The sequence below is a fragment of the Streptomyces sp. NPDC006208 genome, assembly GCF_040613775.1.
Classification (GTDB): domain Bacteria; phylum Actinomycetota; class Actinomycetes; order Streptomycetales; family Streptomycetaceae; genus Streptomyces.
Window position 1 is genome coordinate 1 of record NZ_JBEXSW010000022.1, and the last position, 18,480, is coordinate 18,480.

Sequence of the window (18,480 nt, forward strand, 5' to 3'; positions counted from 1 at the left end):
GCTGTCCGGTCGGAGGATCCGACCGGACAGCGGCCCCGCCCAGCGCGTACCGGCCTGTTCTCCACGCCCTGGCTGCCCTGGCCCTGAGGTCAGCCGAACCCGGACTGGCCGCGTGAGATCCAGGAGATCACGCGGTCCACGGATGAGAAGTCGAGCTCCGCGATGTGGGTGATGGCGATGTGGTCCGCCGCGTCGAGGGGGACGCCGGCCACGTCCAGCGCGCAGTGCAGCAGGACACGGTGCGCATCGACAGGGGCGAGCGCGGCCCCCGGCGCCGGGAAGGGCTGGGGCACCGTGATCGGCAGCAGGGGCGTTTCGAGGCGGTGCCTGGCGGGCCTTCCCCTTGTTCTCCATGTCATTTCGCCATGGCCTCCCGCCTCAGCGAGGTGCGCAGATGGAGGAACGCCCGGCGCCGCAACGCCTTCACGGCTCCCGTGGTGCGTCCGTCCATCTCCCGTGCGATGCGCTCATTGGGCCAGCCCGCCCAGTACTGGAGCAGGATCGTCTTGCGGTGATGGGCCGGCAGGGCGGCCAGCGCGGACCGCAGCGGCTCGTGCCGGATCATCTCCAGGGCCTGATCCTCCGCAGACGGCGCGGTGACGGTGTCCTGGGCTCTGGCGTCACCGATGAGCACTTCCCGTCGCACCCGCGAGGACCGGAAGTGGTCGATGATCAGATTGCGGGCGATGGTGATGAACCAGGCGCCGACATCGGCCCCGGTCGGGGCGTAGCGTGCCATCGCCCCGAAGGCACGCAGGAACGTTTCGCTTGTGATGTCCTCGGCCAGATGGCGATCGGTGACCCGTACCAGTACAAAGCGGAAAACCTCATGGTGGTAACAGCTGTACAGGCCGGCGAATGCCTGACTGTCGCCGGCGCGGGCTCGCTCGATCGTCGGACCAAGTGATGAAGGTGCGATTCTTCGGATAACCTTTTCTGTCAAGGCCTTCCCCAATTCTGGCTTGCGGGGTGGGTCGAACGGGGGTCGCCGGGTTGCAGCCGGCGGCCCCGCTTTCGTGGATCTCCGGTGGGGGCCGGATTTACCGATCCGGGTGAATTCCGTCAGCGGGCTCTCGGTGGCGCTGTCACTCGCTCTTGTCCCGTATCGAGCGGGTGTTCGCAGGTTGGACTATTTGATTCCCTGGTGTCCGTTCTGGGTTGGGGAACAAGGTGGACCAAAGTGGTGGACTATGCCTACGGAAGGGGCGCTTTGTTACCGAACAGAGATGATTCCGCGCTGGCGTGCGCCCCCCGTCCCAGCTGTGCTGGGCATCAATTTCTTTCATCGTCGAAGAAAAGAAGAGAAAACCGGGCGCATTCCGGTGATTGGGGAACGTACCTCTACGGACATCATCGACGTTGGACGGCCATGGAAGACGAGAGAATTGCCGCGGACAGGGCCGGTGAAATCCCGGAGCCGACACCCGTGAGCTGCGCGCCGTCGCAATCGCCGATCTATGACGCGCTCGTACGTGCCTGGCGCAGTCAGCGGCGCGCGGTCCCGAACCCGCGCAAGCCCACCGGCCGCTCCCTGCTGGTGCTGCCGCGCGCGCTCCCCTGCGGCGTGCTCGAGCTGCGATCACTCGAGCTGCCATCGGAGGACTGACGGCGCGACTCACCCGGCGCACACCGGCCCGACGTCACTCGTGCCGGTGGTCCCTGACGCGCTCAGTGGATCACTCGGGGCGCGCTGCGGGATGGTGATCGGATGCGACTCCCGATCAAGACCCTCACCCTCGCCACCGCCCTGCTCATGGGTGCGGTGGGCTGCACCTCGGTCGAGCCGGCGCCGCGGCCCGTGTCGCCCGGCCCGGCTCCGGCGGGCGGCGACCCCTCACCCGCAGCCGCCGAACGGCGGTACCCGGCCCAGCCGTCGGCGCGCGAGGAGTTGGTGACCACCGGCCCGGAGATCAAGCCCCGCCGGCACACACAGCCGGAGAACACCGGTGACCGCCCCGCGGCGGCGCCTGCCCGCGCCGTGCCCGATCCGACCGTGCGGCGCGCCGGGGCGCCGAAGCGCACGGTCCAGCGTCCGCGCACGCACCGTCCGCGTCCCGTGGTGCGCATGCCTCGTCCCCGGCCGAAGGCGTACGACATGCACGGCCTGTGCAACGCCTCCGACGGCCTCACGAACCCGGGCATCACGGCCATGTGCCGCGACGCGTACGACCGCTGAGACGGCAGTCCCGCGAGTGCGCCCACGGACCGCCCGTTCGGCGGTGTCGGTGTCGGCGGCACCGCACGCCCGCGTGCCGCACCGACGTGCCCGCACGGTGCCCCTGACCTACCGTGGGAGCACGCGTCGGGGGCCATATGAAGGGGCAGGGACCGCATGCGCCGTTACCCTCCGATCGCGGAGCACGGTCTCGTAGGGAACATGCGCACCGCCGCGCTGGTGTCGTCCGAGGGTGTCGTCGACTGGTTCTGCGCACCGCGCTTCGACGCGCCGAGCCTGTTCGGGGGGCTGCTCGACCACGACCGCGGCGGCCTCTTCGCCCTCACCTGCGACGCCCCGGGCACCACCGTGCGGCAGCTTTATCTCCCCGACACGGCTGTTCTGGTCACCCGGTTCCTCACCCCCGACGGTGTCGGCGAGGTCGTCGACTTCATGCCGGTCGACGGGCACGACCACCCGTCCGCGCCCACCCGGCTGGTCAGGGTGCTGCGGGTCACCCGCGGAACCGTCCGCTTCTCGCTCACCTGCCGGCCCCGCTTCGACTACGGGCGCGCCCCCCACCGCCTGCGGCTGGAGCCCGGGCAGGCCCACTTCGCGGCCGCCGGTACCCAGGCCCGGCTGGAGACCGTGGGCGCCGAGACCCTGACCCTGGAACGCGACGCCGACGACGTGCACGGCTCGGTGGTGCTCAAGCAGGGGCAGAGGGCAGCCATCGTGCTGACCGTGTACGCGGACGGGGACGAGCAGCCTGCCCCGGCGACGGAAGCCGGCGTCTGGAACGACTTCCAGGCGACCCGCGATTTCTGGCACGGCTGGACCCGGCGCAGCCGCTACCGCGGCCGCTGGCAGCACATGGTCAACCGCTCGGCCATCACCCTCAAGCTGCTCACCTATGCGCCCACCGGTGCTCCCGTCGCGGCGGTCACCATGGGGCTTCCGGAACAGATCGGCGGCGAGCGCAACTGGGACTACCGCTACACCTGGATCCGCGACGCCTCCCTGTCGGTCAGAGCCCTGCTGGACCTCGGGCTCGACGAGGAGGCGAACGCCTTCCGCCGCTGGCTGGGCGAGCGTCTGACGGGGGACCGGACCGTCACCGGAGAACCCCTGCAGATCATGTACCGCGTGGACGGCGATCCCCACCTCGCCGAGGAGATTCTCGGGCATCTCGAGGGCTACCGCGGCTCCGCCCCCGTACGGCTCGGCAACGGAGCAGCCGATCAGCTGCAGCTCGACATCTACGGCGAAGCGGTCTACGCGCTCGCCCAGGCCCGGGACGTCACGCAGTTCGTCGGCTACGACGGCTGGCGGAAGTTCGCCGAGTTCCTCGACTGGCTGTCCACCCGCTGGGACCAGCCCGACGAGGGCATCTGGGAGACCCGCGGCGGCCGGCAGCACTTCACGTACAGCCGTCTGATGTGCTGGGTGGCCTTCGACCGCGGTGTGCGGCTGGCGACGGATCTGGCCCGCCCGGCCCCCGTGGCCGCCTGGACCGCCGTCCGCGACCAGATTCTGGAACAGGTCATGGAGCGGGGCTGGAGCACCCGTCGCAGGGCCTTCGTCCAGCACTACGACAGCGAAGTGCTCGATGCCTCCCTGCTGTTGATGCCCATGGTCGGCTTTCTGTCACCCAAGGAGCCGCGCTGGCTGTCGACACTGGACGCCATGGAGGAGGAACTGGTCTCCGACAGCCTGGTCTACCGCTACGACCCCGGTGCGTCCCCCGACGGACTGCGCGGGAGCGAGGGCACGTTCTCCATGTGCAGCTTCCTGTACGTCGCTGCCCTCGCACGCTCCGGACAGCTCACCGTGGCCCGGTACGCCTTCGACAAGATGCTCACCTACGCCAACCATGTCGGTCTGTTCGCCGAGGAGATCGGCCCGACCGGCGAGCAGCTCGGCAACTTCCCCCAGGCGTTCACACATCTCGCACTGATCACCGCCGCCATGGAGCTCGACACCGCACTCGACACGGCGGAGGCGGCAAAGAACCGTTGACGGTGCGGCCGTTGCCGGCTCAGTCGACCGGCCAGGTGTGCGCCGGGGCGTTGAGATGCATGTACTCCATGTAGTGCAGCGTCATGCGCCGCAGCGCCTCATGACGGTCGACCTGCCCGCCACCCTCGATGTGGTGGACCATCTCCGACTGCCACAAGGCGCCGTTGCGGCCGGTGACACACCGCTGCTCGATGATCCCGAGCAGCGGTTCCCGCCAGGCGGCGTCCATGCCGGAGATCTCGAGCCCCTGGTGTGCCAGCGGCAGCAGGCGCCGCAGCACGAGTTCGGCGGCCGGCACCTCACCCGCGCCCGGCCAGTACAGGCGCGCGTCGATCCCGTGCCGTGCCGCGGTGTGCAGGTTCTCCTCCGCCGCCGAGAACGACATCCGCGACCACACCGGCCGCTCCTCTTCGACGAGGGCGCGCGTCAGCCCGTAGTAGAAGGCGCCGTTCGCCAGGGTGTCGGCCACCGTGGGCCCGGCCGGCAGCACGCGGTTCTCGACCCGCAGATGCGGTTCGCCGCCGGCAACGGCGTACACCGGACGGTTCCAGCGGTAGATCGTGCCGTTGTGCAGGGTGAGCTCGCCCAGATCGGGGACGCCGCCGCTGTCGAGCTTGTCCAGCGGGTCCTCCTTCTCGCACAGGGGCAGCAGCGCGGGGAAGTAGCGCACGTTCTCCTCGAAGAGATCGAAGACGCTGGTGATCCACCGCTCGCCGAACCACACCCGGGGCCGCACACCCTGCACCTTGATCTCTTCCGGCCGGGTGTCGGTGGCCTGCTCGAACAGGGGGATCCGGGTCTCGCGCCACAGCTCGTTGCCGAACAGGAAGGGTGAGTTCGCCGCCAGCGCCACCTGCACGCCCGCGATCGCCTGGGCGGCGTTCCAGTAGCGCGGGAACTCGTCGGGCGAGACCTGGAGATGGAACTGGGTGCTGGTGCACGCAGCCTCCGGCGTGATCGTGTCCGCGTACGTCCGCAGCCGGTCCACCCCGTCCAGCTCGATCCGCAGATCCTCCCCGCGGGCCGCGAAGACCTGCTCGTTCAGCAGCCGGTACCGCGGATTCTCCGACAGCGCCGCCCCGCTCACATGGCTCTGCCGCAGCGTCGGCAGGATCCCGATCATCATCAGGTGCGCCCCCAAGGCCGCCGCCCGTTCCTCTGCGTGGTTCAGCGCGTCCCGGATCTCCTGCTCCCAGGAATCGGGTCCGCCCGCGGTCAGCCGGGTGCGCGGCGGGATGTTGATCTCCAGATTGAACCGGCCGAGCTCGCTCGACCAGGCGGGATCGGCGATCGCGTCGAGCACCTCGGTGCTGCGCATCGCGGGCTCCCCGGTGGCGTCCACCAGGTTCAGTTCGATCTCCAGACCCACCTGGGGCCGTTCGAACTCGAACTGTTCCTCACGCAACATCCGCGCGAACGCATCGAGGCAGTGCTGCATCTTGCTGCGGTACCGGCGCCGGTCGTCACGGGTGAACACCATCGCCGGGACGTCTCGTCCCATCGGCCCTCCCGGGTCCCCTCGGCAGATGCCCACCTTCAGCGTGCCACTCAACGCCGGACCGGACCACCGAGAGCCGCGGGACCGGGCCGCGACGGCCGGGCGTGAGGACTTGGGCCCGGGGCGGACACGGAGGCGATATACCGGTGAAACACCCGGTCCCTAATTTCTGTCGCACGACAGGAATAAGTGACAGGGGCTGCCATGACCGCCACCACTCCCAGCGGCGTACGACCCGGGCCGGCCGGAACCGGCCCGGAGGGTGACGCCGCCGACTCCGCCGAGCTCGCAGGATTCGGGTACCAGCAGGAACTGCGCCGCCGGATGGGCCGCTACGCCTCCTTCGCCGCCGGATTCTCCTTCATCTCCGTCCTCACGACCGTCTTCCAGTTCTTCGCCCTCGGCTACTCGTTCGGCGGCCCGGCCTTCTTCTGGACCTGGCCCGTCGTCCTCGCGGGACAGCTGCTGGTCGCCGCCTGCTTCGCCGAACTAGCCGCCCGCTACCCCATCGCCGGCGCGATCTACCAGTGGTCGACCAGGCTCAGCACCCCGGCCTTCGGCTGGTACGCGGGCTGGCTCATGGTGATCGGCAGGATCGTCGTGGTCGGCGCCGCGGCACTCGCGCTGCAGGCCGTGCTGCCCGCCATATGGTCAGGCTTCCAGCTGGTCGGCGGCGATCCGTCGCCGACATCCGCGAGCGGCGCCGCGAACGCCGCGCTGCTCGGTCTGATGCTGCTCGCCGTCACCACGCTCGTGAACGTGCTCGACAACCGGGTGCTGACCGTCGTCAACACCATCGGGGTGACCGCGGAGATCGTGGGTGTCGGTCTGATCGTGACCCTGCTCCTCACCCATTCCGACCGCACCCCGGGCATCACGTTGCACACCGGAGAGGCGGGCGGCGCGATCGGTGCCCTGCTCATCGGCTCCTTCACGGCCGCCTATGTCCTGATCGGCTTCGAGAGCGCGAGCGAGATGAGCGAGGAGACGGTCAACCCCCGGCGGACCGCGCCGCGTACGACCTTCAGCGCGCTCACCACCTCCGGAGTGTGCGGCGGGCTGCTGCTGCTCGGCGGTCTGCTCGCGGCGCCGAGCCTCACCGACGGACGGCTCGCCACGGAAGGCCTCTCGTACGTCCTGACGAGCACCCTCGGCGACGGCATCGGCAAGGTGCTGCTCGCCGATGTCGTCCTGGCCGTCTGCGCGGCCACCCTCGCCATCCAGACATCGGCCACCCGCATGCTGTACTCCATGGCGCGCGACCGCCAGATGCCCTGCTCGACGATGCTCGCCAAGGTGCCCCGCCGCACCGGGATGCCGGCTGCGGCAGCCGTCGCGGTGGGCGTGCTCGCCGCACTGCTCCTGCTGCTCAACTTCCTCTCCCCGGAAGCCCTGCTGGCCATCGGCACCACCTGCATCGCGATGGTCTACCTGGCCTATGCGATGGTCACGGGCCCGATGCTCGTGCGACGGCTGCGCGGACAGTGGGGCGAGCCCGGTCCGGACGAGAAGGACGAGACGGGCCGGCCGCTGTTCTCGCTGGGGCGGTGGGGCCTGCCGGTCAACGCGGTGGCGCTCGCGTACGGCCTGCTCATGACGGTCAACCTGGCCTGGCCCCGGCAGGCGGTGTACGACCCGTCCGGCGGTCACTGGTACTTCCAGTGGTTCACCGTTCTGTTCCTCGCGGGCGCACTCGCCCTCGGCGCGCTCGTACGCGCCTTGCGGAGCCGCCGGGGAGCCTGAGGGCTGCCGAGCGCCAGGGCAACGACACGCCCCTGGCCCTCCCGTCGCGCGGACGGGAGGGCCAGGGGCGTGCGGCTGTGCTCCGTGACGCGGCGGGCCGTGAGCACCACGTAACGGAGCGGCAATCGGAGGGCAATCCGGCGGACGCGGGCTCCTCCTAATTTCTGTCATGCGACAGAAATGCTGAATGCCGAGCCGGAGGAGGTCCGCCGCCATGGCGACCGCGACAACAGACGGGGCCCGCGACCACGCCCGGGCCCAGGACGGCACGAAGACCGAGGCCATGCCGGTGGTCCCCGCCACCGACTGGCCCGCGCCGCCCTGCGAAGCCGGGCACCTGGTGTGGGCGGAGACCGTGGCGGGCGGCGGCTACACCCACCGCGTCCTTGCCCGGGGCACCGAGCTGCGGCTCACCGACCTCAAGGGCGACGCCTGCGCCCATGTGCTGCTCCACGCCGACGGCCGCCCCTGGGAGCGCCTCAACGCCGCCGACACCGTGAAGGTCCAGTGGAACGCGTATCTGCGGGCCGGACAGCAGCTCCTGTCGGACCAGGGCCGGGTGCTCGCCACCCTCGTCACGGACACCTCGGGCCGGCACGACGCCCTGTGCGGCACCTCCACCCTCGTACGCAACACGCGGCGCTACGGCGACGGTGCCGCGTGCTCCGCCTCTCCGGCCGGCCGCGAGCTGCTGACCCTCGCTGCCCTGAAGAACGGCCTGGAGTCGCGCGACCTGCCGCCGTCCGTCTCCTTCTTCCAGGGCGTGGAGGTCCGCGACGACGGCACCCTCGACTTCACGGGACCTGCGGGCCCGGGCGCCTCGATCACACTGCGCGCGGAGCAGGACGTCACCGTGCTGATCGCCAACGTCCCGCATCCGCTCGATCCGCGCCCCGAGTACATCAGCACCCCGCTCGAGGTGCTCGCCTGGCGCGCTGCCCCCACCGACCCCGGCGATCCGCTGTACGACGCAACCCCCGAGGGCCGCCGCGCCCACCTCAACACCCGCGAATTCCTCGCCGCGAAGGGACAATCATGACCGTCGTACCCGCCCGCGCCGCCTGGAGCGCCGTCGTCCGCGCCGGCGAGCAGCTCACCATCACCGACCTGCACGGCAACCAGGCAGTCGACTTCCTGGTTTACGACGTGCACGACACCGCAGTGCGTTACAGCGCCCCCGACACCCTCCAGGCCCAGGGGAACATCTTTCTGACCACCGGCAGCGTGCTGATGTCCAACGAGCACACGCCCTTGATGACCGTCACCGAGGACACCTGCGGACGCCACGACACCGTCGGCGGCGCCTGCTCCAAGGAGTCGAACACCCTGCGCTACGGCCACCACACATGGTCGCAGCATGCCTGCGTCGACAACTTCCTCACCGAAGGCGCACGACACGGCCTGGGTAAACGCGATCTCGTCTCCAACGTCAACTGGTTCATGAACGTACCGGTCGAGAAGGACGGCACCCTCGGCATCGTCGACGGCATCTCCGCGCCCGGCCTGCGTGTCACCCTGCGCGCCGAGCGGGACGTGCTCGTCCTCGTCTCCAACTGCCCCCAGATCAACAACCCCTGCAACGGCTTCGAGCCGACCGCCGTCGAGATGACGATCGGCAGGGCCGTCGCATGACCGCCTTCGACACCCTGCTCGTCGCCAACCGCGGCGAGATCGCGGTCCGCATCATCCGCACGGCCCGGCGCCTCGGGCTGCGCACCGTCGCGGTCTTCTCGGACCCCGACCGCTCGGCGCCCCACGTCAGGCTCGCCGACGAGGCCGTACGACTGGGCCCTGCGCCGGCCAAGGAGTCCTACCTCGACGCCGATCTCGTCCTCAGGGCGGCGAAGGACACGGGCGCGGGCGCCATCCATCCCGGCTACGGATTCCTCTCCGAGGATGCGGACTTCGCACGCCGCTGCGAGGCGGCAGGCATCGTCTTCGTCGGCCCGAGCGCCGCCCAGCTCGACCTCTTCGGCGCCAAACACACCGCGCGCGCCGCCGCCGAGGCCGCCGGCGTCCCCCTCGCCCCCGGCAGCGGCCTGCTGCCCGGCCTCGACGCCGCACTGGCGGCAGCCGACGAAATCGGCTACCCGGTCATGCTGAAGGCCACCGGCGGCGGCGGCGGGATCGGCATGCGCGCGGTGCACGACCGCGCGGAACTGGCCGACGCCTGGGAGCGCGTGCAACGCGTCGCAGCCGCCTCCTTCTCCTCGGCGGGCGTGTTCCTGGAGCGTCTCGTCGAACGCGCCCGCCATGTCGAGGTGCAGGTCTTCGGCGACGGCGAAGGGCGGGTGATCACCTTCGGCGACCGCGACTGCTCGCTGCAGCGCCGGAACCAGAAAGTGGTGGAGGAGGCACCCGCACCCGGCCTGCCCCGCGCCCTGCGGGAACAACTGGCCGCATCGGCCCGGAGCCTCTGCGGGAGCGTCGGCTACCGGTCGGCAGGGACAGTGGAGTTCGTGTACGACGCGGCACGTGACGAGGCGTACTTCCTCGAGGTCAACACCCGCCTCCAGGTGGAACACCCGGTGACCGAGGCGATCTACGGGGTCGACCTCGTCGAGTGGATGCTCCGCCTCGCGCAGGGCGACACCGGCGTCGTACGAGAGCCGGGCACGCCCCGCGGCCACGCCGTCGAGGCCCGCGTGTACGCCGAGGACCCGTCCCGTGACCACCGCCCCGGCGCCGGCCTGCTGACCCGGGTGGACTTCCCCGCGGACGTCCGGGTCGACACCTGGATCGAGACGGGTACGGAGGTGACGACGGCGTACGACCCCCTGCTGGCCAAGGTCGTGGCGTACGGAACCGATCGCGCCGACGCGCTGCGGCGCCTGGACGCGGCACTGGCCGCCACCCGTGTCGACGGCATCGAGACCAATCTCGGACTCGTCCGCGCGGCACTCGCCGACACCTCGGTCCAGGCCGCGACCCACACGACCGCGAGCCTCGCGACGGTCAGCGACCCCACGCCGCGTATCGAGGTCATGGCGCCCGGCACGCTGACCACCGTCCAGGACTGGCCGGGACGCACGGGCTACTGGAGCGTGGGCGTGCCGCCGTCCGGGCCGATGGACGACCTGTCCTTCCGCCTGGGCAACCTGGCGCTCGGCAACGACGCGGGCGCACCCGGACTGGAGTGCACACTCGAGGGCCCGGCGCTGCGGTTCACCCACGCGACGACCGTGTGCGTCACCGGCGCACCGGCGCCGGTGACCGTGGACGGTGCACCCGCTGCCCAGTGGGAGCCGGTCACCGTCCCGGCCGGATCCTGCCTGCGGATCGGCGCCCCGGACGGGCCGGGCCTGCGGACCTACCTTCTGCTGGCCGGCGGCGGCCTCGACGTCCCGGACTTCCTGGGCAGCACCGCCACCTTCACCCTGGGCCGATTCGGCGGACACGGCGGCCGCCCGCTGCGCACGGGCGATGTGCTGCACGGCGGTACGACCTCGGCGGCAGCGACCGCCGTGCCCCCCGACGACCGGCCCCGCATCGGCGGGGAATGGCACATCGGCGCCGCCGAAGGACCGCACGCGGCACCGGAGTTCTTCACCGAGGAGGACATCCACGAGTTCTACGGCGCCCAGTGGAAGGTCCACTTCAACTCCGCACGTACGGGCGTGCGGCTGATCGGGCCGAAGCCCCGGTGGGCACGGACCGACGGCGGCGAGGCCGGGCTGCACCCGTCCAACATCCACGACACGCCCTACTCGGTGGGCGCCGTCGACTACACGGGTGACATGCCGGTGCTGCTCGGGCCGGACGGCCCCTCGCTCGGAGGGTTCGTCTGCCCCGCGACCGTCGTGACGGGCGAACGCTGGAAGCTCGGACAGCTGCGCCCCGGCGACACGGTCCGGTTCGTTCCCGTCACCACCGCAGGACGGGCGCGCCCCGCCGTCGTCGACGGCGGGATCCTGGCGCGCGGCGAGTCGGTCACCTACCGACGCAGCGGGGACGACAACGTACTCGTCGAGTTCGGGGAGATGAATCTGGACCTGGCCCTGCGGATGCGCGTGCACGCGCTGGCCGAGGCGGTGGCGGCAGCGAACCTGCCAGGGGTGCGGGATCTGACCCCGGGCATCCGCTCGCTCCAGATCCGGATCGATCCGGACGCCTTGTCCCAGGAAGCGCTGCTGCCCACGCTGGTAGGCCTGGAGTCCGGACTCGGCCCCACCGACGGCCTCGTGGTCCCCTCCAGGACCGTTCATCTGCCGCTGTCCTGGGACGACCCGGCCACCCGCGAGGCGATCGCCCGCTACATGGCGGGCGTACGCGACGACGCTCCTTGGTGCCCGTGGAACATCGAGTTCATCCGCAGGATCAACGGACTCGACACGGCCGACGACGTGTACCGCACGGTCTTCGAAGCCGAGTATCTCGTCCTGGGCCTCGGCGACGTCTACCTGGGCGCACCCGTCGCAACCCCCCTGGACCCGCGCCACCGGCTGGTGACGACGAAGTACAACCCGGCCCGGACCTGGACCGCGGAGAACTCCGTGGGCATCGGCGGCGCCTACCTGTGCATCTACGGCATGGAGGGCCCCGGCGGATACCAGTTCGTCGGGCGCACCACCCAGGTGTGGTCCCGCTGGCAGGAACGCCCGTGGCTGCTGAACTTCTTCGACCGGATCAGGTGGTATCCGGTGGAGGCGGACGAACTCCTGGAGCTGCGTGCGGACATGGCGGCGGGACGCTTCACGCCGCAGATCGAGGACGGCACTTTCTCGCTCGCGGACCACCAGCGCTTTCTCGCCGACAACGCACCGTCCATCGCGGCATTCCGCGCCCGACAGGCAGCCGCCTTCTCCGCCGAACGCGACGCGTGGGAGGCGGCCGGCGAGTTCGACCGTGACGAGGCCCACGCCCCGTCACCTGTCGCCGAGCCCGCCGTTGAACTGCCCGACGGTGCCCGGCTGGTGGAGGCGGAATTCGCGGCCTCGGTCTGGCAGCTGCATGTCGAGCCCGGCACCGAGGTGGCGGCGGGCCAGCCCCTGCTCACCCTGGAGGCCATGAAGATGGAATCCCGGGTGCACGCACCCTCCGCGGGCCTGATCAGCAGGCTGCTGGTCGCCCCCGGCTCCCAGGTCGAAGCGGGTACGCCTCTGCTCGTCCTCGCACCGTCCCCCGAATGACACCCGCTGACCCTTCAAGGAGCTCCTGCCATGCCTGCCACCGCGCTCGACCGGGTGCGTGATGCCTACGCCCGTATCGCGCACGTCCGCAGACCGGACGTCTGGATCACCCTCCGTCCCCTCGCCGAAGCCGAGGAGGACGCCCGGGCCGTCGACCGCCGCCTGGCCGCCGGTGAGCAACTGCCGCTCGCCGGGCGGACCCTCGCCGTGAAGGCCAACATCGACATCGCCGGCGTCCCGACCACGGCCGGCTGCCCCTCCTACGGATACCGGCCGGCCGCGGACGCCACGGCAGTTGCCCGCCTCAAGGCAGCGGGTGCCATCGTGCTCGGCAGCACCAACATGGACCAGTTCGCCACAGGTCTCGTCGGCACCCGTTCGCCCTACGGAGCCGTGCCCAGTGTGCTCGACCCGGCCCGCGTCGCCGGCGGGTCGAGCTCGGGATCCGCGGTCGCGGTGGCCCTGGCCATCGCCGACCTCGCCCTCGGCACCGACACCGCCGGCTCCGGGCGCGTACCCGCCGCGTTCAACAACATCGTGGGACTCAAGCCAAGCCGCGGGCTCGTGCCCACCGATGGTGTCGTCCCCGCCTGCGCGAGCCTGGACTGCGTCAGTGTCTTCGCCCGCACCCTCCCCGAGGCCGAACTCGCGCTCGCCCTCGTCGCGTCCCCGCCCGGCCGCCGCGCCCCGCACCGCTCGCCCGGCCCATGGCGTATCGCCGTGCCCACGAACGCGCAGTTGGGAGAGATGGACGACGGCTGGGCGGAGGCCTTCGAGGCCGCGGCGGCGCGACTCGCCGCAGCCGGGGCCCAGCTCGTCCCCGTCGACCTCACCCCGTTCACCGAGGCCGCGGCCATGCTGTACGAGGGCGCGTTCGTCGCCGAGCGCTACACCGCGGTGGGTGCCTTCGTCGACAAGGAGACCCCCGACCTCGACCCCACTGTCGCCTCCATCATCCGGGGTGCCCGCGACATCCCCGCGCACCGGCTCTTCGCCGACCAGGCCCGCCTCGCGGAGCTGCGCACCCGCGCCATGGCCGGCTTCGCCGCCGAGGATGCGGATGCACTGCTCCTGCCCACCACGCCCGGTCATCCGACGCTCGCCGACGTCGCCGCGGACCCGATCGGGGTGAACGCACGGCTCGGCAGGTTCACCAACTCCACCAACCTCTTCGACCTCGCGGCGGTCGCCATTCCCGCAGGTGTCCTCGAGGACGGCCACCCCTTCGGGGTCATGCTGACCGGCCCGGCCGGCACGGACGACCGCCTCGCCCGGATCGCCGCCCACCTCACCCCGCCCGCCCGGATCGCCGTCGTCGGAGCCCACCTGACCGGTCAGCCCCTCAACCACGAACTCCTCGCCCTCGGGGGACGCTTGCTGTCCCGGACCTCCACCGCATCCGTCTACCGGCTGTTCGCCCTGCGCACCGATCCGCCGAAGCCCGGACTCGTCCACACCGGTGAGGGCGGCACCGCCGTCGCGGCCGAGGTCTGGGAACTGCCCGTCCAGGGACTCGGCATCCTGACCGCCGCGCTGCCCCGCCCGATGGCGATCGGCCGTGTCGAACTCGCGGACGGCACCACGGCGCCGGGCTTCCTGTGCGAACCGGGCGCGGTCCAGGACGCCGAGGACATCAGTCACCACGGCGGCTGGCGCGCGTACCGGAACAGCTGATGTGACGAGATGGCATAGGGGGCATTCGGGTGGTGTGTTGCTCGCGGTGCAACTGAAGGAGGCCGCGCACGCTTCCTATCGCTCAGCGAGACCACTACTGAGGAGGAACGTGTGACTGCCTGGCAGCTCTCCACTCACGTGATGCCGACGACGGGATCGACGATCGACCCGTACCGTTTCCCCGGCGCCGACGCCTGCGACCCGTTCGACGAAGCAGCCGGGGACCGTGGGGCCGACGACTTCTTCCTGCCCGCCCCGGAACCCGGACAGCGGGTGCAGGTGACGCTGGAACCCGCGGACCGGCGGCGGCTCGATCTCCACGCCGCCCTGACCACCGCGGGCATCGCCCCCCGCCCCGGCGACCTCGCGGCCATCGAAGCCCTGTGCGCCCTGGACGACAGGACCAACGCGACGGTCCAGCGCTGGATCACCAGCGTGCAATGAGGCGCGGGAAGGGGGCCGGCCGGGCGCACCCGGCCTGCCCCCTCACCGGCACCCATCACAACCGACTTGTGGGGTAGGCGCAGTCGGGAAGGGGACGGTACGCCGTCCGAGTTTCCGCACCCAAGGAGGCACAGTGCCCGGACTGCTCGCACGCATCAAGCACGTGATCCGCACGCCGCAGGGCCGGCGGGCGATCGACTCGGCCCGTCGGGCCGCCGCCGACCCGAGAAGGCGGGCGCAGGCCCGTCAGGCCCTCGACCGCCTGCGCGGGCGACGCCGCTGACACGGCCCCGTGGAAATCCGGTGGTCCGGCTCCGGCGGGTGATGGCAGGATGCGTCGCATGACGAAGAGAATCGAGACCTTCACCCGCCGGTGAGCGTGAGCGACGAGCGCAAGGCGCTCGCCCCCCGGACATCGCTGTACGACCACGCACTGCGCCTGCATCGCCAGGCGCCCGACGAACCGCTGCCCGACGGTGGCAGGCCGCTCCCCGACCAGTCGGCCCAGCCCGGCAGGTCGGGTTCCGTCACCGAACGCAGCGCAGGGTTGCAGGACGCTCTGACCTGCCTCGGCGGTGGGGACATCGAGCGCACCGCCCAGGAACTGCACACCCGCGTCCTGGGTCTGGACCTCTCCGCACGCGAGGTGTCACGGTCGCTGGAGGCGGTGCCGCTCCCGGACGGCGAGTGGTGCCGCTCACTGGGCAGACACCTCGTACGCCACGCGGTGGACCGCCGCACCGTCTGGGTCGGGCTCGCGCTGCTGGGCCGTCACGGCCTCCCACGGGACGCGGAGTTGATCCGGACCGTCGGACTGCTGGCCTGCTGCACGGGCCCGGCAGCCGACGCGCTGGTGGCCGTCGACTGTGCCACGGGCGACCTCAGCTGGCTCGCGGAGCGCTCCCACCCACGGCGACGGCGCAAACTGATCGAAGCGCTCTGCACCCGCGGCGACCCAGCGTCCCGCAGGTGGCTCCTGGCCGAACCGCTCGACCGCCGAACCACCCCCGCCTCCCAGGCGCGCAGTATCGCCGAAAGCACCCGACTCGCCGAAGTGCTGGACCAACAGCCCCTCGACGCAGCCACGCTGGCCCAGGCCGCCCGGCTGCTGGCCGTCATGACCGACCCGAACGACTACCGGTCCGCGATCGGGCAGTACACGGACGCGATGCCCGCGTATGCGGCCCTCGTACGCCGGCTCGGTGAACTCCCGCCCTCGCTCGATCATTACGCCCTCCTGCTGTCCCTCCTCCTCGACCTCCACAGCGGCCGGAGCGCCCTGCTGGACTGGGAACCGGGCGAGCGGGAACGGATCGCCGTCGCCCTCAGGTCGGTGCTGTCCCACCCGGAGTGGACCGGCCAGGTCACAGCGGCCGAACCGTCCGCCGACATCGCCGAGCGACGGCGGGCCGCGTGGATCCTGCATGCGACCGGCGCGACGTACTCCTTCGCCCCTGCCGAACGCCGGGCGTTCAACCGGCTGGCGGTGCAGGTCACCGTGCCGGATCCGGCGGGCCCTGGACAGGTGGAGACCCGCCTTCTCGTGGACGGCACACCTGTGATCGCCCAGGCATTCGACAGCGGGCAGGCGCAGACTCCCGAGTACCTGCTCGGCCGCGGGCTGCTCCGGGCGTCCGAGGAGCCCACGGACGTGCAGCTCGCGGAGGCATGGTGCACCGAGGGATGCTGCGGTGCCCTGTACGTCACCATCAGCCGCGAAGGCGACACCGTCGTATGGCGCAACTGGCGCCGTCCGAACGCTTCGCGGTCCGCTGCCGAACTCCCGTTGCCGGGCGAACTCCGCTTCGACGCGGCCGAGTACGACGAGGAGATCAGCCGCGCCGAGAGCGATCACACCTGGGAGTGGCCGGCCCGCACCGTGGCGCGGTTACTGGGTGAGCGCCTGCGCGCCGAGCCCGGTCTGCTCGGCCGGTGGCGCTGTGCACCGGGCTGGATCGGCACCCACTACGCCGAGCCCGAGCAGGTCGAGCTGTCGTTCACGTACCCCAGCCCCCCGGCGCAGGACACCGGGAATGCGTGGGTCCAGTTCGTCTGGACCCTGCCCGACGGCGGCACGCCGCCCGAGGAACGGGCCGAGGCCGCGTTGCGGCGGCTGGCCGAGGTGAACCCGACGACGTACGCGACCCTTGCCGGCGGGAGCCGCGAGGCCGCTCAGGCACTGGGGTTCACCTGGCCGGAGCGGTCGCGTGCCTGAAGGTTCACGGCCCCGTGGCTCGTCTGGGCGGGGGGCCGTTGGTGGTTGGGGTCGGTGGGTGGATTCCGCGGGCCCGTGCGGTCAGGGCAGCTTGACCGCGAGGAGGTCGACGGGGCGGATGTCCGGCGGTGACGCCAGCATCGTCGGCGCCGCCTCCATCAGGGCCGCGGCGATCCGGCCCTGCAGATGGCCCGTCCGCCCCTCCTCGTTCTCGAACGTGTCGAAGACGCCGAAGGTGGTCTCGCTCTCCCGGAACGCGAACCAGGTCACGGTGTGCTCCTCCTCGCGGGCGAGCTGCAAGGCACTCTGCAGCAGGCCCTGCACCTGGTCGGCGTACTCCGGCTTGGCCTCGATGCGCGCCAGCAGTCCGATGTTCATGAGGTTGCTCCTTGGCTGTGCGGTGCACCCGGATTCGGGGACAGCATCAACGTAGGCCGCCGATCCGTACCGACCCAGTGTCGTAAACGACGTGTCGGATACCATTTCCGCCATGGATGTCGCGCTGGTGGTGTACGACGGTGTGTTCGACTCCGGGCTCTCGGCGCTGCTGGACGTGCTGGACGCGGCCAACGGGATGCGCGGCGAGCTGCCCCATCCGCCGCCCGTCTGGCAGGTGACGACGGTCGGCGCCCGCCGCCGGGTCCGCACCGGCGCGGGCCACCTCGTGACGGCCGAACCGGTGAGCGCCGCCGCGCACGCTGATCTGCTGCTCGTCCCGGCGCTCGCCGAGAGGCGGCCCGACACGCTCCTCGAGCAGATCGCCGGTCCCGCGCTCGCGCCCGTACGCGACCTCGTGGCCGCCACCCGCGAACGCGGTGCACCCGTCGCCTCGGCCTGCACCGGCACCTTCGTCCTGGCCGAGTCCGGGATCCTGGACGGGCGGGAGGCGACCACCACCTGGTGGCTCGCGCCGCTGTTCCGAAAACGTTTTCCGTCGGTCACGCTCGACGAGACGCGGATGGTGACGACATCGGACGGGGTGACGACGGCCGGCGCCGCCTTCGGGCACGTCGATCTCGCACTCGCCGTCGTCCGGATGACCAGCCCCGCCCTTGCGGATCTGATCGCCCGATACCTCGTCGTCGACGAACGGCCCTCGCAGTCGGCGTACACCATCCCGAGCGCCCTGGCCCAGAACGATCCGCTCGTCGCCGCGTTCGAACGATGGGTGCGGCTGCATCTCGACGGGCCGATCGGGATGGCCGAAGCGGCCCGGTCCCTGGGGGTGAGCGAACGCACCCTCCAGCGGACGGTCCGCCGGGTGCTCGGCACCTCACCGCTGCGCTTCGTACAGGATCTGCGCGTCGAGCAGGCCTCGCACCTGCTGCGCACGACGGACCTGTCGCTGGAGTCCATCGCCCGCAAGGTCGGCTACGAGCACGCCAACACCCTGCGGATCCTGCTGCGCGAGCGGACGGGCAACACGGCCGGGTCGCTGCGCGGACGCTGAACCGCAGGCAGGACCGGCGCACGGTGAAAGTCTCTGGGCATTGTCGGTGCCCGTCCTTACCATGGTCATCAATTCCGGGCCCTCCTCGGCGGCGCAGGCACGCCTGTGTACGCGTGCCTGCACCGCCGAGGCCGGGGGCCGGGCCATATCGCG

General features: G+C 71.2%; 16 protein-coding genes. 12 read left to right on the forward strand and 4 right to left on the reverse strand.

What is annotated here, in order from left to right; genetic code table 11:
- Positions 1-89 precede the first annotated feature (89 nt).
- Positions 90-359 (reverse strand): hypothetical protein, encoded by a 270-nt coding sequence (locus ABZ208_RS19260; RefSeq protein ID WP_356910654.1) that lies wholly within the window; start codon positions 357-359, stop codon positions 90-92.
- Positions 356-811 (reverse strand): RNA polymerase sigma factor, encoded by a 456-nt coding sequence (locus ABZ208_RS19265; RefSeq protein WP_356910771.1) that lies wholly within the window; start codon positions 809-811, stop codon positions 356-358. The genes ABZ208_RS19260 and ABZ208_RS19265 overlap by 4 nt, the downstream gene beginning before the upstream one ends.
- Before the next feature lie 558 nt (positions 812-1,369).
- On the opposite strand from ABZ208_RS19265, the gene ABZ208_RS19270 reads away from it, so the two are divergent.
- The 3 genes from ABZ208_RS19270 (at position 1,370) to ABZ208_RS19280 (ending at position 4,174) form a co-directional block, all read left to right on the forward strand.
- Positions 1,370-1,606 (forward strand): hypothetical protein, encoded by a 237-nt coding sequence (locus ABZ208_RS19270; RefSeq protein ID WP_356910655.1) that lies wholly within the window; start codon positions 1,370-1,372, stop codon positions 1,604-1,606.
- Between the two features lie 102 nt (positions 1,607-1,708).
- A complete protein-coding gene (locus tag ABZ208_RS19275) occupies positions 1,709-2,176 on the forward strand; it encodes a hypothetical protein (RefSeq protein WP_356910656.1) in 468 nt (155 codons plus the stop codon).
- 156 nt (positions 2,177-2,332) lie between these two features.
- Positions 2,333-4,174, forward strand: coding sequence for a glycoside hydrolase family 15 protein (locus tag ABZ208_RS19280; RefSeq protein ID WP_356910657.1), 1,842 nt, complete (start codon positions 2,333-2,335; stop codon positions 4,172-4,174).
- A gap of 19 nt (positions 4,175-4,193) precedes the next feature.
- On the opposite strand, the gene ABZ208_RS19285 is transcribed toward ABZ208_RS19280, so the two are convergent.
- Positions 4,194-5,675 (reverse strand): glutamate--cysteine ligase, encoded by a 1,482-nt coding sequence (locus tag ABZ208_RS19285; RefSeq protein WP_356910658.1) that lies wholly within the window; start codon positions 5,673-5,675, stop codon positions 4,194-4,196.
- Positions 5,676-5,876: 201 nt separating this feature from the next.
- Here ABZ208_RS19285 and ABZ208_RS19290 point away from each other — a divergent pair, with 201 nt between their 5' ends.
- From ABZ208_RS19290 to ABZ208_RS19325, 8 genes are all read left to right on the forward strand, one after another.
- A complete protein-coding gene (locus ABZ208_RS19290; protein WP_356910659.1) occupies positions 5,877-7,415 on the forward strand; it encodes an amino acid permease in 1,539 nt (512 codons plus the stop codon).
- Between the two features lie 214 nt (positions 7,416-7,629).
- On the forward strand, positions 7,630-8,454 hold the full coding sequence (locus tag ABZ208_RS19295; RefSeq protein WP_356910660.1) for an urea amidolyase associated protein UAAP1: 825 nt from the start codon (positions 7,630-7,632) through the stop codon (positions 8,452-8,454).
- Positions 8,451-9,047 (forward strand): urea amidolyase associated protein UAAP2, encoded by a 597-nt coding sequence (locus tag ABZ208_RS19300; RefSeq protein WP_356910662.1) that lies wholly within the window; start codon positions 8,451-8,453, stop codon positions 9,045-9,047. The genes ABZ208_RS19295 and ABZ208_RS19300 overlap by 4 nt, the downstream gene beginning before the upstream one ends.
- Entirely contained in the window at positions 9,044-12,544 is a 3,501-nt protein-coding gene (locus tag ABZ208_RS19305) for a 5-oxoprolinase/urea amidolyase family protein (protein ID WP_356910663.1), read from the forward strand. The genes ABZ208_RS19300 and ABZ208_RS19305 overlap by 4 nt, the downstream gene beginning before the upstream one ends.
- 30 nt (positions 12,545-12,574) lie before the next feature.
- On the forward strand, positions 12,575-14,218 hold the full coding sequence (gene atzF, locus ABZ208_RS19310; RefSeq protein WP_356910664.1) for an allophanate hydrolase: 1,644 nt from the start codon (positions 12,575-12,577) through the stop codon (positions 14,216-14,218).
- A gap of 111 nt (positions 14,219-14,329) precedes the next feature.
- On the forward strand, positions 14,330-14,662 hold the full coding sequence (locus ABZ208_RS19315; protein WP_356910665.1) for a hypothetical protein: 333 nt from the start codon (positions 14,330-14,332) through the stop codon (positions 14,660-14,662).
- 133 nt (positions 14,663-14,795) lie between these two features.
- The gene (locus ABZ208_RS19320) at positions 14,796-14,945 is read left to right on the forward strand and encodes a hypothetical protein (protein WP_356910666.1); all 150 of its coding nucleotides are present in this window, start codon (positions 14,796-14,798) and stop codon (positions 14,943-14,945) included.
- Positions 14,946-15,035: 90 nt separating this feature from the next.
- Positions 15,036-16,877, forward strand: a complete 1,842-nt coding sequence (locus ABZ208_RS19325) for a hypothetical protein (RefSeq protein WP_356910667.1) — start codon at positions 15,036-15,038, stop codon at positions 16,875-16,877.
- An 81-nt stretch (positions 16,878-16,958) separates the two neighbouring features.
- Here the strand turns inward: ABZ208_RS19325 and ABZ208_RS19330 are convergent, their stop codons facing one another.
- Positions 16,959-17,255 carry an antibiotic biosynthesis monooxygenase gene (locus tag ABZ208_RS19330; protein ID WP_356910668.1) on the reverse strand — a complete coding sequence of 99 codons (297 nt, stop codon included), beginning with the start codon at positions 17,253-17,255 and terminating at the stop codon, positions 16,959-16,961.
- Positions 17,256-17,367: 112 nt separating this feature from the next.
- On the opposite strand from ABZ208_RS19330, the gene ABZ208_RS19335 reads away from it, so the two are divergent.
- Positions 17,368-18,327 carry a helix-turn-helix domain-containing protein gene (locus tag ABZ208_RS19335; RefSeq protein WP_356910669.1) on the forward strand — a complete coding sequence of 320 codons (960 nt, stop codon included), beginning with the start codon at positions 17,368-17,370 and terminating at the stop codon, positions 18,325-18,327.
- Positions 18,328-18,480: the final 153 nt, after the last annotated feature.

What these genes read in the sequence shown, in the direction of transcription:
- ABZ208_RS19260 (WP_356910654.1), bottom strand. Translation starts at nt 359, where the DNA reads ATGACATGGAGAACAAGGGGAAGGCCCGCCAGGCACCGCCTCGAAACG.
- ABZ208_RS19270 (WP_356910655.1), top strand. Translation starts at nt 1,370, where the DNA reads ATGGAAGACGAGAGAATTGCCGCGGACAGGGCCGGTGAAATCCCGGAG.
- ABZ208_RS19275 (WP_356910656.1), top strand. Translation starts at nt 1,709, where the DNA reads ATGCGACTCCCGATCAAGACCCTCACCCTCGCCACCGCCCTGCTCATG.
- ABZ208_RS19280 (WP_356910657.1), top strand. Translation starts at nt 2,333, where the DNA reads ATGCGCCGTTACCCTCCGATCGCGGAGCACGGTCTCGTAGGGAACATG.
- ABZ208_RS19285 (WP_356910658.1), bottom strand. Translation starts at nt 5,675, where the DNA reads ATGGGACGAGACGTCCCGGCGATGGTGTTCACCCGTGACGACCGGCGC.
- ABZ208_RS19290 (WP_356910659.1), top strand. Translation starts at nt 5,877, where the DNA reads ATGACCGCCACCACTCCCAGCGGCGTACGACCCGGGCCGGCCGGAACC.
- ABZ208_RS19295 (WP_356910660.1), top strand. Translation starts at nt 7,630, where the DNA reads ATGGCGACCGCGACAACAGACGGGGCCCGCGACCACGCCCGGGCCCAG.
- ABZ208_RS19300 (WP_356910662.1), top strand. Translation starts at nt 8,451, where the DNA reads ATGACCGTCGTACCCGCCCGCGCCGCCTGGAGCGCCGTCGTCCGCGCC.
- ABZ208_RS19305 (WP_356910663.1), top strand. Translation starts at nt 9,044, where the DNA reads ATGACCGCCTTCGACACCCTGCTCGTCGCCAACCGCGGCGAGATCGCG.
- atzF (WP_356910664.1), top strand. Translation starts at nt 12,575, where the DNA reads ATGCCTGCCACCGCGCTCGACCGGGTGCGTGATGCCTACGCCCGTATC.
- ABZ208_RS19330 (WP_356910668.1), bottom strand. Translation starts at nt 17,255, where the DNA reads ATGAACATCGGACTGCTGGCGCGCATCGAGGCCAAGCCGGAGTACGCC.
- ABZ208_RS19335 (WP_356910669.1), top strand. Translation starts at nt 17,368, where the DNA reads ATGGATGTCGCGCTGGTGGTGTACGACGGTGTGTTCGACTCCGGGCTC.